Origin of the sequence: Brevundimonas subvibrioides, assembly GCF_027271155.1 — a bacterium.
Lineage (GTDB): Bacteria > Pseudomonadota > Alphaproteobacteria > Caulobacterales > Caulobacteraceae > Brevundimonas > Brevundimonas subvibrioides_D.
The window spans coordinates 904,143-918,462 of the sequence record NZ_CP114542.1; the positions used below are offsets into that span (position 1 = coordinate 904,143).

16 protein-coding genes are annotated in these 14,320 nt (G+C 69.5%); 8 read left to right on the forward strand and 8 right to left on the reverse strand.

All coding sequences use genetic code 11. From position 1 onward, the window contains the following. Positions 1–29: 29 nt before the first annotated feature. Positions 30–443 (reverse strand): CBS domain-containing protein, encoded by a 414-nt coding sequence (locus O3139_RS04470; protein WP_269515764.1) that lies wholly within the window; start codon positions 441–443, stop codon positions 30–32. Between the two features lie 198 nt (positions 444–641). Here O3139_RS04470 and O3139_RS04475 point away from each other — a divergent pair, with 198 nt between their 5' ends. The 3 genes from O3139_RS04475 to O3139_RS04485 all read left to right on the forward strand — a co-directional run bounded on the left by O3139_RS04475 (position 642) and on the right by O3139_RS04485 (position 3,657). Next, positions 642–1,058, forward strand: coding sequence for a hypothetical protein (locus O3139_RS04475; RefSeq protein WP_269515765.1), 417 nt, complete (start codon positions 642–644; stop codon positions 1,056–1,058). Between the two features lie 98 nt (positions 1,059–1,156). Next, positions 1,157–2,653 carry an aldehyde dehydrogenase family protein gene (locus O3139_RS04480; RefSeq protein ID WP_269515766.1) on the forward strand — a complete coding sequence of 499 codons (1,497 nt, stop codon included), beginning with the start codon at positions 1,157–1,159 and terminating at the stop codon, positions 2,651–2,653. A gap of 59 nt (positions 2,654–2,712) precedes the next feature. Continuing rightward, complete coding sequence (locus O3139_RS04485; RefSeq protein WP_269515768.1) at positions 2,713–3,657, forward strand: retropepsin-like aspartic protease; 945 nt, start codon at positions 2,713–2,715, stop codon at positions 3,655–3,657. Between the two features lie 131 nt (positions 3,658–3,788). On the opposite strand, the gene O3139_RS04490 is transcribed toward O3139_RS04485, so the two are convergent. Genes O3139_RS04490 through O3139_RS04500 form a run of 3 tightly spaced genes read right to left on the reverse strand, consistent with a single transcriptional unit; the run spans position 3,789 to position 7,087 of the window. Continuing rightward, positions 3,789–5,051 carry a glutamate-5-semialdehyde dehydrogenase gene (locus tag O3139_RS04490; protein WP_269515769.1) on the reverse strand — a complete coding sequence of 421 codons (1,263 nt, stop codon included), beginning with the start codon at positions 5,049–5,051 and terminating at the stop codon, positions 3,789–3,791. After that, positions 5,048–6,190, reverse strand: coding sequence for a glutamate 5-kinase (proB, locus tag O3139_RS04495; RefSeq protein WP_269515770.1), 1,143 nt, complete (start codon positions 6,188–6,190; stop codon positions 5,048–5,050). Before proB ends, O3139_RS04490 begins: the two co-directional genes overlap by 4 nt. Before the next feature lie 42 nt (positions 6,191–6,232). After that, positions 6,233–7,087 carry a neutral zinc metallopeptidase gene (locus O3139_RS04500; RefSeq protein WP_269515771.1) on the reverse strand — a complete coding sequence of 285 codons (855 nt, stop codon included), beginning with the start codon at positions 7,085–7,087 and terminating at the stop codon, positions 6,233–6,235. 610 nt (positions 7,088–7,697) lie between these two features. On the opposite strand from O3139_RS04500, the gene O3139_RS04505 reads away from it, so the two are divergent. Further along, entirely contained in the window at positions 7,698–8,219 is a 522-nt protein-coding gene (locus O3139_RS04505) for an EF-hand domain-containing protein (RefSeq protein ID WP_269515772.1), read from the forward strand. Positions 8,220–8,257: 38 nt separating this feature from the next. Here O3139_RS04505 and O3139_RS04510 read toward each other — a convergent pair whose 3' ends face one another. After that, positions 8,258–8,908: a class I SAM-dependent methyltransferase gene (locus tag O3139_RS04510; RefSeq protein WP_269516408.1), complete on the reverse strand. Its 651-nt coding sequence runs from the start codon at positions 8,906–8,908 to the stop codon at positions 8,258–8,260. 32 nt (positions 8,909–8,940) lie between these two features. Further along, positions 8,941–10,233, reverse strand: a complete 1,293-nt coding sequence (locus O3139_RS04515) for an ABC1 kinase family protein (protein WP_269515773.1) — start codon at positions 10,231–10,233, stop codon at positions 8,941–8,943. Between the two features lie 213 nt (positions 10,234–10,446). On the opposite strand from O3139_RS04515, the gene O3139_RS04520 reads away from it, so the two are divergent. From O3139_RS04520 to O3139_RS04535, 4 genes are all read left to right on the forward strand, one after another. Then, positions 10,447–10,815: a lysozyme inhibitor LprI family protein gene (locus O3139_RS04520; protein ID WP_269515775.1), complete on the forward strand. Its 369-nt coding sequence runs from the start codon at positions 10,447–10,449 to the stop codon at positions 10,813–10,815. 78 nt (positions 10,816–10,893) lie between these two features. After that, on the forward strand, positions 10,894–11,295 hold the full coding sequence (locus O3139_RS04525) for a hypothetical protein (protein WP_269515776.1): 402 nt from the start codon (positions 10,894–10,896) through the stop codon (positions 11,293–11,295). Continuing rightward, positions 11,295–11,492 (forward strand): helix-turn-helix transcriptional regulator, encoded by a 198-nt coding sequence (locus O3139_RS04530; protein ID WP_209321505.1) that lies wholly within the window; start codon positions 11,295–11,297, stop codon positions 11,490–11,492. Before O3139_RS04525 ends, O3139_RS04530 begins: the two co-directional genes overlap by 1 nt. Before the next feature lie 34 nt (positions 11,493–11,526). After that, the gene (locus O3139_RS04535) at positions 11,527–12,465 is read left to right on the forward strand and encodes an alpha/beta fold hydrolase (protein WP_269515778.1); all 939 of its coding nucleotides are present in this window, start codon (positions 11,527–11,529) and stop codon (positions 12,463–12,465) included. A gap of 1 nt (position 12,466) precedes the next feature. On the opposite strand, the gene O3139_RS04540 is transcribed toward O3139_RS04535, so the two are convergent. Both O3139_RS04540 and O3139_RS04545 read right to left on the reverse strand, forming a co-directional pair. Then, the gene (locus O3139_RS04540; RefSeq protein WP_269515779.1) at positions 12,467–13,285 is read right to left on the reverse strand and encodes a DUF3298 and DUF4163 domain-containing protein; all 819 of its coding nucleotides are present in this window, start codon (positions 13,283–13,285) and stop codon (positions 12,467–12,469) included. A gap of 13 nt (positions 13,286–13,298) precedes the next feature. Then, positions 13,299–14,318 carry a UbiA family prenyltransferase gene (locus O3139_RS04545; RefSeq protein WP_269515780.1) on the reverse strand — a complete coding sequence of 340 codons (1,020 nt, stop codon included), beginning with the start codon at positions 14,316–14,318 and terminating at the stop codon, positions 13,299–13,301. Between the last annotated feature and the right edge of the window lie 2 nt (positions 14,319–14,320).

The window sequence follows — 14,320 nt, forward strand, 5'->3', positions numbered from 1 at the left end:
CAGACAGGGTGAAGCAGGCATGAAGGCGATCATGCCGACGCCGAGATCGTCTCCAGCGCCACGCCGATGGATGTCGCCTTCACACGCGCCGACAGGTCACCCAGCGACACCACGCCAACGAGCTTCCCGTGCCGGTCCAGTACGGGCAGCCGGCGGATCTGGCCGGAAGCCATCAGGTCCAGTGCGGACTTCAGGTCGTCGCTGTCGAGCACGGTGGTCGCCCCGGCGGTCATCACCTCGCTGACCGGTGCCGCTCCCGGCTTGCCCTGACCCGTTCCGCGCACGGCGATGTCGCGATCGGTGATGGTGCCGATCAGGGTGTCGCCGTCCGACACGGGCAGGAAGCCGAAGTTCCCCGCGCCCATGCGCGCCGCGACCTCCTGGATCGGATCGGCGGAGCGGGCGACCTGCACGTCCCTGCTCATCATATCCTTGATCTTCACGATGCAACTCCGGGTCTGCTGCGGTGATCCCTCTGAACCCGCTGCACCGGCCCGCGTTCCCCGCTCTTCCGGGCCGTGAACGTCGCCGTTCATCAAGCTGTCCGTTTGACAACGGACGGCTCAGACCTGTGTCAGCTTCACCGTGGTTTTCTGGTCCTCGCCGCCCAATCAAGGGCCGGTGAACGAGGAACGAAGATCATGACGACCGCCCTGACGAAGAAAGCCCTGCTTTCGCTGCTGGCGGCGTCGGCGGTCGCGATCGCGACCCCGACGCTGGCCCAATCCTATGGAGGCCACCACGGAGGAGGCCATGGTGGAGGCTATGGGGGAGGCTATGGCCAGGACTACAACGGCGGCTGGAATGGCGGCGGCCTGAACGGCGATCAGGCCCGCCTGTCCCAGCGCATCGACCGCGCCGCCTATTCGGGCCGGATCAGCCGCCGTGAGGCCCGCGACCTGCGCTGGCAGCTGAGCGAGTATCAGCGGGTCGAATGGCAGTACCGCCGCGACGGCCTGAGCCGCTGGGAACGCCGTGACCTGGAGGACCGCCTCGACCGGATCAGCCGCGCCCTGCGCGACGACCGTCGCGACGGCGGCTGGCGCGATCACGACTGATCCATCGATGATCTGAACGAGGGCCGCTTCCGAAAAGGGGGCGGCCCTTTTGCTTTGTCCGACGCAAGGCTAAGCCCGGCCCGAAACCGGAACCGACCATGACCGCCGCCGCTGATGCCCGCCTGATCCTGACCCATCTGGGCGTAGCTGAAACCGCCTTCGCGACCGACGGGCTGCCGACCCGCTCTCCGATCGACGGCTCGACGGGCGCATCGGTGCGCATCGCCAACCCCTCCGACGTCGACACTGCCCTGTCGGCAACCACCGCGGCCTTCGAGGCCTGGCGACGCGTGCCGGCGCCGCGTCGGGGTGAGCTGGTCCGGCTGCTGGGCGAGGAACTTCGCATCGCCAAAGCCGACCTGGCCATGCTGGTCACGCTTGAGGCCGGCAAGATCACCTCCGAGGGTCTGGGCGAGGTGCAGGAGATGATCGACATCTGCGATTTCGCGGTCGGGCTGTCGCGCCAGCTCTATGGTCTGACCCTGCCCAGCGAACGCCCCGGCCACCATATGCGCGAGACCTGGCAGCCGCTGGGTCCGGTCGCGGTGATCTCGGCGTTCAACTTTCCGGTCGCCGTCTGGGCCTGGAACGCGGCGCTCGCCCTGGTCTGCGGGGATCCGGTCATCTGGAAGCCGTCGGAGAAGACGCCGCTGACGGCCCTGGCCGTCCATGCGGTTGCCCGGCGGGCGCTGGCGCGGTTCGGGGACGCACCGGAGGGTCTATTGCAACTGCTGATCGGCGGCCGCGACGTGGGCGAGGCGCTGGTGGCCGATCCGCGCGTGGCCCTGGTGTCCGCGACCGGATCGACCCGGATGGGCCGGGCGGTGGCGACGACGGTGGCGGGACGGCTGGGCCGGTCGCTGCTGGAGCTGGGCGGCAACAACGCCATGATCGTCACCCCGTCCGCCGATATGGACATGGCGGTGCGGGCCATCGCCTTTTCCGCCGTGGGGACCTGCGGCCAGCGTTGCACGACCCTGCGCCGCCTGCTGGTCCACGAGGACGTGGCCGAGGCCCTGATCGCGCGGCTGGCATCCGCCTACGCCAGCCTCCCCATCGGCGACCCGCGCACGCCCGCCACCCTGGTCGGACCCCTGATCGACGAGGAGGCGGCGAAGGGCTTCGACGCGGCCCTGGCCCAGGCGGTCGCCGAGGGCGGCGAGATCGTGGTCGGCGGGACGCGGGTGGAGGGCAGCTACGTCCGCCCCGCCATCGTCCGGATGCCTTCCCAGAGTGCGGTCGTCCGGCACGAGACCTTCGCGCCGATCCTCTATGTCCTGACCTGGCGCGACTTCGGCGAGGCGGTGGCGATGCAGAACGCGGTCCCGCAGGGCCTGTCGAGCTGCGTCTTCACCGACAGTGTCCGCGAGGCCGAGGCCTTCCTGTCGGCCTGGGGCTCGGACTGCGGCATCGCCAACGTCAACATCGGCCCCTCGGGGGCCGAGATCGGCGGGGCCTTCGGCGGGGAGAAGGACACCGGCGGCGGGCGCGAAAGCGGCTCGGACGCCTGGAAATCCTATATGCGCCGCCAGACCCAGACGGTGAATTTCTCGGCCGATCTGCCCCTGGCCCAGGGCGTGACGTTCGAGGTTTGACCGCGACCGCGACAGCACCGCGCCTCGACGCGGGGGCCGAACGTCCCCATTGTTGATCCATGAACCGTCGTGACCTCCTGACCCGGGCTGCGCTGCTCGCCGGTGGGCTGGGCGGGGCCTGGTGGCTGCGCGACAACGTCCTGTGGCGCCATCCGGTCGTGAGCTTCGGCCCCGACGGAACCAGCGGCTGGATGCCCTATGACGCCCCGTATGCCGCGACGCCGACCGCGCTCGTCACCATCGCCGGCCAGACGGTCCGGGCCCTGATCGATTCAGGAGCCCAGTATTCGGTCATCGACAGTGGCCTGTTCGACGCCCTGGGCCTGACCCGGGCCTTCGACCTGCCGCTGGTGGCCTATGGCGTGGGCGGCGGGGCCCAGATGGGCCGGGGCACCACGCTGCAGATCGCGCTCGGCGGCATGCGGATCGCCGACCTGCGGGCGGCCATCCTGGCGCTGGGTCCCCTCGCCATGCGCGAGGGCCTGTCCGCCCCGCTGATCCTCGGTCAGGATGTTCTGGGCGAAACGGTGCTGGAGCTGGACACGGCAGGGCGGCGGCTGCGCTTTCACTCGCGAACCGGTCACGTCCTGCCGACCGATGTCCTGCCCGTCCTTGTGGGCAAGTCGCGCGGGGCCCTGGAGACCGAGGTCACGGTAGAGGGCGCGCGGGTTCAGGCGGTCATCGACACCGGTGCCTCGGCCCTGATCGCGCTGGGACGCGAGACGGCGCAGGACGCGGGCCTGCTGGACGGCCGTCCCGTGCGGCGCGGGTCCAGCATCGTGCTGGGCGGCGCCATCGCCTCACAGCTCGTCCGTGCCCGGACGGTCACCGTCGGCGACCAGCTGTACCGCGATGTGGAGACCGCCATCTATGCCGACGTCGCTCTGCCGGGCTTCCCCAAGGCGCTGATCGGTATGGAGGCGTTCGAGGGGCGACGCCTGGTCATCGACCTCGGCGGCACAGCGCTGCACACCTCCCGGCCCATGGATCTGACAGTTGGCTAGGGCATGATCGTTTGAGGTGGACCCACGGAGTGGGTCCAGCGAAAGCGTGAATCATGCCCTCGCTCATAGCTGGAGCCTGATTCACGGCATCGGCGGAATCGCGAAGCGATTCCACCTCAGCCGATCAGGCTCTAGGCCCGCGTCTGGCCCGTGCCGGTCACCAGATATTTGAAGCTGGTCAGCTGTTCGGCCCCCACCGGCCCCCGCGCGTGCAGGCGAGAGGTCGAGATGCCGATCTCGCCGCCGAAGCCGAACTCTCCGCCGTCGGCGAACTGGGTCGAGGCGTTCCACAGCACGATGGCGCTGTCGACCGCCTGCTGGAAGGCGGCGGCGGCCCAGGCCTCTTCGGCCACGATCGCCTCGGTGTGGCCCGATCCATAGGTGGCGATATGCGCGATGGCCTGATCCAGACCGTCCACGATCCGCACCGACAGCATGGGTGCCAGATACTCCGTCGACCAGTCGGCCTCCTCGGCGGCTTCCATGCCGGGCACCAGGGCCATGGCCTCCGCATCGCCCCGCATGGCACAGCCCGCCGCCGTCAGGGCCCGGGCCACCGGCACCAGAAGCCGCTCCGCCGCCGCGCGGTCGACCAGCAGAGTCTCGGTCGCGCCGCAGACCGAGACGCGCCGCATCTTGGCGTTGACCACGATGTCCACCGCCATCGCCGGATCGGCCGAGGCGTGCAGATAGGTGTGGTTCAGCCCCTCCAGATGCCCCAGCACCGGCACCCGCGCATCCGCCTGCACCCGCGCCACCAGACTCTTGCCACCGCGCGGGATCAGCAGGTCGATATGGCCCTCAAGCCCCGTCAGCAGGGCACCGACGGCGGCGCGGTCCGGCGTATCCACCAGCTGAACCGCATCGACCGGCAGCCCGGCCTCGGCCAGGCCCTCGACCATCGCCCGGTGGATGGCGCGCGAGCTTTCCAGACAGTCGGACCCGCAGCGCAGGATGGCCACATTGCCCGCCCGGATCGACAGGGCGGCGGCGTCGGCCGTCACATTGGGCCGGCTCTCATAGATGATGGCCAGCACGCCGAGCGGTGTCCGCACCCGCTGGAAGGCCAGCCCGTTCGGCCGGGTCCAGCGCTCGGTGACGACGCCCAGCGGATCGGCGAAGGCGGCGACCGCGTCGACGCCGTCGGCCATGGCGGCGATGCGGGCCGGCGTCAGGGCCAGCCGGTCCAGCATGGCCTCGCCCATGCCGTTCGTCCGGGCCCGGTCGATGTCGCGCTGATTGGCGGACAGGATTGCATCGGCACGGGCGCGCAGGGACCGGGCGGCCGCCGACAGGGCGCGGCTGCGCACCTCGGCCGGGGCGGTGCGGACCGCCGCCGCCGCCGCCCGCGCGCGCCGCCCCATGGCCAGCATGTCGGTGTCGATATCGCTCATCCGCTCAGCACCAGATCGTCGCGGTGAATGGCCACGCCGGGACCCTTGTAGCCCACGATGGCTTCGATCTCGCCCGAGTGACGGCCGAGGATCAGGGTCATCTCCTCGGCCGAATAGGCCGCCAGTCCGACGCCGACGGCCGTGCCCGCGCTCAGCACCCGCACGCTGTCGCCGCGGTCGAAGCGTCCCTCGATCCGGCGCACGCCCGAGGCCAGCAGACTGCGTCCCCCTGCCAGGGCACTGGCCGCGCCGGCGTCGATCTCGATTGTGCCTGCGGGTTCCAGACTGCCCGCGATCCATGATTTGTAGGCCTGCATCGGACTGGCTGGCGCGGTGATCAGCGTCGCCCGTGCGCCCCCTGTCACCGCCGCCAACGGACGCGTCACCAGGCCCGAGACGATCAGGGTCGCGCAACCCGCCGACCGCGCGATCCGCGCCGCCTCCAGCTTGGTCGCCATCCCGCCCGTGCCGACGGAGGCCTCCGCATTGGCCCCACCCGCCATGGCCAGGATGTCCGGCGTCAGGGCGTCGATCCGGTCCAGATGGCTGGCATCGGGGTTCCGCCTCGGATCGGCCGTGTACAGACCATCCACATCCGACAGCAGGACCAGCAGATCCGCCCGCGCCAGCTGGGCCGTCCGCGCGGCCAGCCGGTCGTTGTCGCCGTATCGGATTTCCTCGGTGGCGACGGTGTCGTTCTCGTTGACCACGGGCACGACGCCCAGCTTCAGCAGGGCCTCCAGCGTCGCCCGCGCATTGAGCCAGCGGCGGCGGCGTTCGGTGTCGTCGCGCGTCAGCAGGACCTGCGCCGTCGTCATCCCGCGAGAGGCCAGCGCCGCCTCCCACGCCTGCATCAGCAGGGACTGGCCCACCGCCGCCGCGGCCTGCTTCTCATCCAGCCGTGCGTTCTTCTCCAGCCCCAGACGCCCACGCCCCAGCGCCACGGCCCCGGACGAGACGACGATGACGGATCGCTTGCTGGCCCGCAGCGCCGCGATGTCCTCGGCCAGACCCGCCAGCCAGGGCAGGGCGGCCGCGCGGCTTTCTCCATCGACCACCAGCGAGGAGCCGACCTTGACCACCACGCGGCGGGCATGGCGAAGGGCGTCGGCGGCGGTGGCAGGCGGGGAGGCAGTCACGGCGTGACAATGGCGTCACCCCGCGTGCACTGCAACATGCGATCAGATGTCGGTATAGCTGTCGCAGGCTGCCGGATCGCCGGACCTGTATCCGCGCCGCAGGGCGTCGACCCGCTGGGCCGAGGTGCCGTGGGTGAAGCCGTCGGGGTTCACCTGTCCACCCGAACGGCGCTGCAGGGTGTCGTCGCCGATGGCCGAGGCGGTCTTCAGACCCTCTTCCAGATCGCCCTGTTCGACCGCGACCTCCCCGCCGGACACCGACGCGGCATTGGCGGCCCAGACCCCGGCGTAGCAGTCGGCCTGGAGCTCCAGCCCGACCGAATACTGGTTCGCCTCGGCCTCGTCCGAAGCGCGGGCCTGGGCCCGTTCGACGCGCTGCGAGGCCCCGGTCAGGGTCTGGACATGGTGACCGATCTCATGGGCCAGGACATAGGCGCGGGCGAAGTCGGCCCCGGAGGCCCCCAGCTGGGTCTCCATCTCTTCCCAGAACGACAGGTCCAGATAGACCTTGTTGTCCGCCGGGCAGTAGAAGGGCCCCATCGCCGACTGGCCGAAGCCACAGCCCGTCGGGGTACCCTGGGTGTAGATGACGATGTTGTCGGGTGGCGTATAGCCGTCGATCTTCGAGGCCCAGACCTGGTTGATGTTGCCGCCGACGATGTCCACGAACTGCCCGGCCTGATCCTCGGGCGTGCCCTGGGTGCCTTCCTGACTGGCGCTCGCCCCACCGAACTGGCTGGCGACCTGTTGGGTCGTGGACGGATCGATGCCGAAGACGAAATAGCCGATCAGGCTCAGGACGATGACGCCGATCCCTCCGCCCGCGATGGTCCCGCCACCGACACCGCGTCGATCCTCGATATTGCCGCCACCGCGTTCACCACCCCGCCAGCGCATGTTCGCCTCCCGATTTCCAGACCCAAGCTAGGCCGGAACGCGGGGACAGGGGAAGGGATGCCGTCGCCGGTCGCGACCTGTCGCGGCGGGCGGCCTCGGGTGTCTTCGACACCGGTGGCTGCAGACGGATGCAGGGCCAGGGCTTTCGCGCGGCTTGAAGCTCCTGCCGGGTCAGGCCGGCATTCAGCTGATTCTGGTGCGCATCGGTTCCACCGGCGACCGGTAGCGTTCATCTCTTGGCAAGGCGTGAGGCGGTGGTGTGACCGGCGCGGACGGTTTTGTTTCACGGCCGCAATATCTGATGGCCAGCATGGTTTCTGCCTCATTCGGGGACGCGAACTTGCACGGACATCGTCGTCGGGACGTGGCTGAAGGACGCTGCGGGACGCCGATTTCCTTCCAGGGAGCCGAGATGCAGATATCTTCATCCTCATCCTCTGCGGCGACATCCAGCCTTGCGCTGAATGTCCTGCGCGACCTTTTTCAGCCCGCGTCCAGTCAACCCACCGGGCAAAAACCGCCGACCCATGAGCCCCCGGGAGGCACGAAAGGTCGACCACCGGGGCCGCCACCACCAGGAATGAACGGCGGAGGTGTCAAACCTGACACAATGTCGTCCCTGCTGGGGGCCCAGGAACATGGCCACCGCCGGGCCTCGGATGTCATCGACGCGGCGGACACCAATGGTGACGGCACGGTCAGTCTTGACGAACTGGCGGCGTCTCTCCGCGCTGACCCGGCCTCGCTGACCGACGCCTTCGCCCGGGTGGACGGCGACGACGACGGCCAGATCACTGCCGACGAACTGGAAGCGGGACTCCAGGCGGCTCATGGCCACCGTGGGCCGCCACCTCCGCCTCCGCTTTCGGCGTCGGACCTCGCGTCCAGCATCCTGGCCTCGAGCGACACGGACGGCGGCGGATCGTTGAGCCTCAGCGAGATCACCGCGTCGCTGGGCCAGGACGACAGCAAGGGCCTTTCGGACGTCTTTGCCGGGCTGGATACAAACGGCGACGGCGGTCTGGGCGTCGAAGAGCTGACGACGGCGGTCGAGGCCTCCTTCGCCCGGCAAATGGCGGCCTATACAGCCAACGGAACAGGCGAGAGGTCGTCCATCCGGGTCGCAGCCTGAAGCAGAGGGGGGCGGTCAGAAGGCCGCTCCCCTTCCGCTCAGGGCATGGCCCAGACGCTGGAGCGCTTGATAGCGAAATCCTCCAGCTCGCGCGTGGTCGGGACCTGGTACTCGGCCAGCAGGTCGAGCCCGGTCTTCGGAAAATAGGTCCGGTGGGGATCGCCGATCAGGACGCGCGTGCCCTGTCGCCGCGCCCGCCCCAGCCAGTGAAGCACCCGATCGGTCATCGGCTTCTCATAGCAGACGTCGCCCGCGCAAATGACGTCGACCGGCGGCGGATCGGCGTCCAGAAGGTCCGTGTCGGTAAAGGCCACCTCCACGCCATTGGCCCGGGCGTTCAGCGCGACCGCCGCGCCGCAGAACGGATCGATGTCCGCGCACAGGACACGGGCCGCCCCCGCCTTCATCGCCGCGATCCCGACCAGTCCCGATCCGGTGGCGAAATCCAGCACCGACCGCCCCGCGACCTCGGCGGGCGTATCCAGCACCCAGCGGGCCAGCCCCTGTCCGCCCGACCAGGCGAAGGCCCAGAACGGCGGCGGCAGGCCCAGTTCGCCCAGCTCTTCCTCCGTCATGCGCCAGATCGGCGTGATCTCGTCGGCCAGCCACAGCTGGATCTCCGGCGTATGCGGCACGGCCTGCAATCGGGTGTGGGTCAGGATGAAGGTGGATGGATCGGCGATGGCCATGCGCGGCATGTGCGCCTTCCCGCCCTGACCGGCTAGAGCCAGGGTTTCAGGATCGCCCGGACATCGACCCGCGCCTTCAGCCGGGCGGCCAGCAGATAGATGCCGCCCAGCTTCCTCTGGATGAACAGGGTGTCGATCGGAGGGATGTGCCAGACCGCACGGTCCTCGGCGAATGTCATGCCGCGCGTCCGCAGCTGACCGACCACGGCCGTGTCGCCGAAATTGAACGGCGTGGTGGCCTGGAACGGGGCCATGGCCAGGTCGAACATGGCCTCCAGCCCCGCGCGGTCCTTGCTTAGCGCCCGGTCGTCGAAGAAGCCGATCCGCCGCGCTGCCGCGATGGCCCCGTCGCGGTCGTCGTCCAGCGCGGCCTTCAGAAAGATGCGGTAGCCCTCCGCCACCTCGGGCCGGATCTCGCGCGTCGCGCCGAAGTCCAGCAGGACGATGCGACCGGTCGTGGCATCGTGGCGATAGTTGGCGAAGTTGGGATCGGTCTGCATCAGGCCGAACTCGAACAGCTCCCGCAGAAGCAGCTGCATCAGGACGGTCGCGGCCTGGTCGCGTTGCGCCTGCGGCGCGGCGATCAGGTCCTCGACCGGATCGCCGGCCAGATAGGTCATGGCCAGGACGTCCGGCCGGGTCAGCCCGGCGTGCAGGGCGGGCACGACGACGTCCGGATGGTCGGCCAGCAACGCCCCGAACCGCGCCAGATGCTGGCCCTCGCGCTCGTAGTCGGCCTCCTCGTGCAACTGGCGCTTGGCCTCGCCCAGCAGAGGGGTGACGTCCAGCTCCCGGGGCAACAGGCCGGAGACCCGCAGCAGGGTGGCGACGTTGTCCACATCGCTGTCGATGCTGTTCCGGACGCCCGGGTACTGGACCTTGATGGCCAGGTCCTCGCCCTCCTGCGTCAGGGCGCGGTGCACCTGTCCGATGGAGGCCGCGGCGATGGGATCGAAGTCGAACCGCTGAAACCGCGCCTCCCAGCCCCGGCCCCAGCGCCGGTTCAGGGCCGCCCTCAGCTGCACCTGCGGCATCGGCCGCGCGTCGGCCCGCAGGCGCGACAGGATGTCCGACAGTTCGGGCGGCAGCATCTCGCCCGCGTCCATGGAGATCAGCTGGCCCACCTTCATCGCCGCGCCGCGCAGCTGGGCCAGCTGTTCGGTGACCCGCACCGCATTGGCGGGGGTCAGCAGCAGGTCGCCGACGGTCGGTCGCCTGCCCTGGCTGAACTGACGCGCGCCTTCGGCCAGCATGCCGCCCGCCACACCCGAGGCCAGCCCGCCGAAGCGGGCAAGCCGCGACAGCCGTCCGCTGGGGACGGCCATGCCGCGTGGGGATGAAACGGGCGATCGCATACCCGCACAGATGGCCTGTGTATGCTCGATCCGGAATGCGGCATGTCCGCCGGGTCGGTCGGTCCGTCAGAAACCGTCGGCCTAGTCGGGGGGCGCGGCCATTGACCCGGATCAGGCTCCGTGGCGTGATCGTCAAGGCGTCGCAGGGTTTGCCAGACAGCGCGACAGATAAGGAACACGGCCATGCGGACAGCCCTTGCAGCGATCCTCCTGTTTTCCGGCGTCGTGGGGACGGCGACGCTCGTTCCGGTCGGGCCGGGCGCGCAGGCGGCCAGTTTCGACTGCACCCGCGCGCGCAGGGCGGACGAGGTTGCGATTTGCGGCAACCGATCGCTGGAAGACGCGGACGTGAAGATGGCGACCACCTATACCCTGGTCCTCCAGCTGGTCGGCATGGGGATGCGCAGCGACCTGCGCGACAGTCAGACCGCCTGGCTGCGGGAGCGGGGCCAGTGCGGCGGCAACGTCAGCTGCATCGCACAGTCCTATCGCGTCCGGACCCAGCGGCTGGAAGCCGTGTTCCAGACTGTTGTCCGCCAAGGCCCGTTCTGACGTCAGCCTGACCTGACAAAAGTCAGGTTGACATGACATGGGAACGATGTAAGGTAGGCCTTACATCGGAGAGCCATCATGCAACTGCCCAAGGTGTGGGACGCGGCCCACAAGAAGTATTTCATCCGTACCAACGCCTTCATGGCCGGCTATGTCGCCGTGAACGTCGCGGCCATTCTTGGCGCGTTCGACGCGATCATCGGCAAGCCTGCCGGCCTGCTTCTGGGTCTGGCCGTGGCGGCACCCATCGCCGGTCAGGTCTGGGCCACCCTGACGCTGATCAACGAGACGGACGAGTTCGTGCGCGTGCTCACCGCCAAGCGGTTCATCCTGGCGTCGGGCCTGGCCATGGCGCTGTTTTCCGGTTGGGGCTTTATGGAGAGCTATGGCGGTGCGCCCCATGCGCCGGGCTGGATCGTCTATATCCTGTTCTGGGGCCTGTTCGGCCTGGTCTCTCCGTTCGTGCGGGACAGCCGCTGATGCGGAATTCCCTGCGTGACCTGCGCACCGCGCGCGGCTGGACCCAGGAACAGCTGGGTCAGGCGCTGGGTGTCTCGCGACAGGCGGTCAACGCCCTCGAGACCGAGAAACACGACCCGTCCCTCGACCTCGCCTACCGGATTGCCACCGTCTTCGGCCAGCCGGTCGAGGCCATCTTTGAAAACCCCCACGCCTGACACCCGTCAGGCTCAACCCCAGAAGGACATTGCCATGCGTTTCCAGACCGCCTTTCCGCGGTGCCGGCGCCCCCTTGCCTGGTTCCCGATCATCGTCGCCATCGTCGTGGCCTGCACCCTCGGCCAGAGCGATGCCCGGGCAGAGCCGGCCCGTGCCGTTCAGACGGCGCCCTTCACCTCCGACCGCCTGTCGGTCGAGGTGATCGGCTCAGGCCCCGACGTCGTCCTGATCCCGGGCCTCGCCTCCTCGCGCGAGGTCTGGCGGCCCCTCGCCACCCGCCTGGCCGCGACGCACCGGGTGCATCTGGTCCAGCTGGCCGGGTTCGCCGGGGAGCCCTGGAGCCACGGCGACGGCCCGTTCGTCCAGCCGGAAGTCGACGAGCTGGCCCGCTACATCGCCGAGGCGGGCCTCGAACACCCGGCCGTCATCGGCCACTCCATGGGCGGGCTGTCGGGCCTGCTGCTGGCCCAGCAGCATCCGGACCGGGTCGGCCGGCTGATGATCGTCGATGCCCTGCCGTTCTACAGCGCCCTCTTCGGTCCCACCGCAACGCCCGAGTCCGCCCGGCCTTTCGCGGCCCAGTTCGCGGCGGGTATGCTCGCTGCCGACGATGCCACCTTCCGCGCGCAACAGGCCCAGACCGCCATGGGCCTGGCCCGCGATCCGGCCATGCGCCAGACCATGGTCGAATGGTCGATGGCCAGCGATCGCCACGCGGTCGCCGCGGCCCTGACCGACGTCATGACCACCGACGCCCGGCCCGGTCTGGCCGCCATGACCACCCCCGTGACGGCGATCTACGCCACCGATGCGGATGGCGGCCCGCCGCCCGCGATGGCGCAGGGCCTGTGGACGCAGGAGTATGCGAGCCTGCCCGGCGTCACCCTGATCGCCGTCGACGGCAGCCGCCATTTCATCATGGCCGACCAGCCGGCGCGGTTCGATGAGATCGTGGATCAGTTTCTGAAGTAGATCAGTCGGCGGCGGGCTTCGGCTCGCCGCCGAACTCGTCCGCATAGGCCGGGGCGATCAGGCTGCGGAAGGCGCTCTGCGGCACGGTCACCTGATAGCTGCCCTCGGCATAGGGGCCGACCAGATAGGGGGCGATCAGGAAGACCAGTCCGCCCGCCTTGCCCGGCGAGACGCCCTGCGCCAGCACGAAGGGCGTGGTTGCCGCCCGGGGACAGGTCCAGTCGCCCCCGGTCAGGGATACGGTTTGGGCCGCCGGATCGCGCTTCTTCTTTTCGGCATTGATGGCGGCGCACAGGGCGGTGTCGAGCGCCGACAGATCGGCCCCCTTGGTGAACAGGTCGGCCGCCGTGATCTCGCGCTTCAGGGCCTTGTCCCACAGAATCGACAGGAAGGACGCGTTCGGATGCGCCCCGCCGGTGAACTCGCTGTCGGTGCGGATCAGGCTGAACAGCTTGCCGGTCTCGGCCCCCGGGGTGATCGCGATCGACTTGTCATAAGGCCCCATGCCCTCGTCGCCACCGGCTTCGGTGCGATCGGCCTGGGCCCCTTCGGTGAAGTCGCGCAGGTCCGCGACCGTGCGGGCATAGAGGGCGGCGTGCAGGTCGGGCTGGCTCTTGATGGCGACCGGCAGGGTCAGTTTGACCTCGGCATAGGGCGTCTTTGACCCATAGGCCATCGGGGCTGCGGCCTCGGCCGGGGTCACGACGGCCCCGACGGCGGGCGCGGTGGTGGCAGTCTCGGCAGGCTTGTCGCGGTTGCACCCGGCCAGCGTCCCGGCCAGGGCCAGGCTGATGACGAGGCTACGAATGGGGACGGTCATGACGATCTCCGGGTCAGAGCGAAACTGTTAGCCCACCCAGAGCGATCGCCGCCAGCAGGATCAGCCCGGCCTCGCGGTTCGACCTGAACAGCCGCAGGGCCAGCGCCCCGTCCTCGGGCACCAGGGTTCGGACCTGCCAGGCGAGGTGGGCGGCGTAGGCGACCAGCACGACGAAGAAGGCCACGCCCAGCCCTGCCGCGAGGCCCGCCGCTGCCGCGCACAGGGTCGCCAGCCCGTAGAAGATCGCCACGCCGCGCCGCACATCCTTGCCCAGCCGCCGTGCGGTGGACTTCACGCCCACCATGGCGTCGTCCTCGATGTCCTGCAGGGCATAGATGGTGTCGTAGCCGAGCGTCCAGAACACGCCGCCGAGGTAGAGGAGGGCGGCTGCGACCGTCAGCGAACCGTTCACGCCGGGCACGGTGTCGTAGATCGGCCACTGGCCCGTCGCCATCATCAGCTTCGCATAAGCCCAGGCGAAGAACGGCAGGATACCGGCCGCTGCCGCAAACCCCATCAAGGCACCCCAGTTGAAGGTCAGCCCCAGCCACGCCTGCGGCCACCAGGTAATCCGCTTCATGAACGGGTAGGCCGCGACCAGCGCCAGCGACCCGACCCCCAGCATCACCGCCGTCAGGTTCAGCGTCAGCAGGATCAACAGACTGACCAGACTGCAGCCGACCAGAAAGCCCCAGGCCTGTTTCACGCTGATCCGGCCCGACGGGATCGGCCGCGCCGCCGTGCGGGCGACCTGCGCATCGATGTCCCGGTCGACGATGTCGTTGAACGCGCAGCCCGCCGCCCGCATCAGACAGGCCCCGAGGCCGAACCCGACGAACAGCCAGACATCACCGAGGTCCGGTGCGCGCCGGTACTGGGAGATGGCCAGGGCGATCCCCTGCCAGCCCGGAAGCAGCAGCAGCCAGATGCCGATCGGCCTGTCGAACCGGCCCAGCTTCAGCCAGGGCTTCAGCCCCTCGGGCGCGCGGTCATCGACCCAGTTTCGACCGGCATCGGGAAGGGGCGTGGACATGG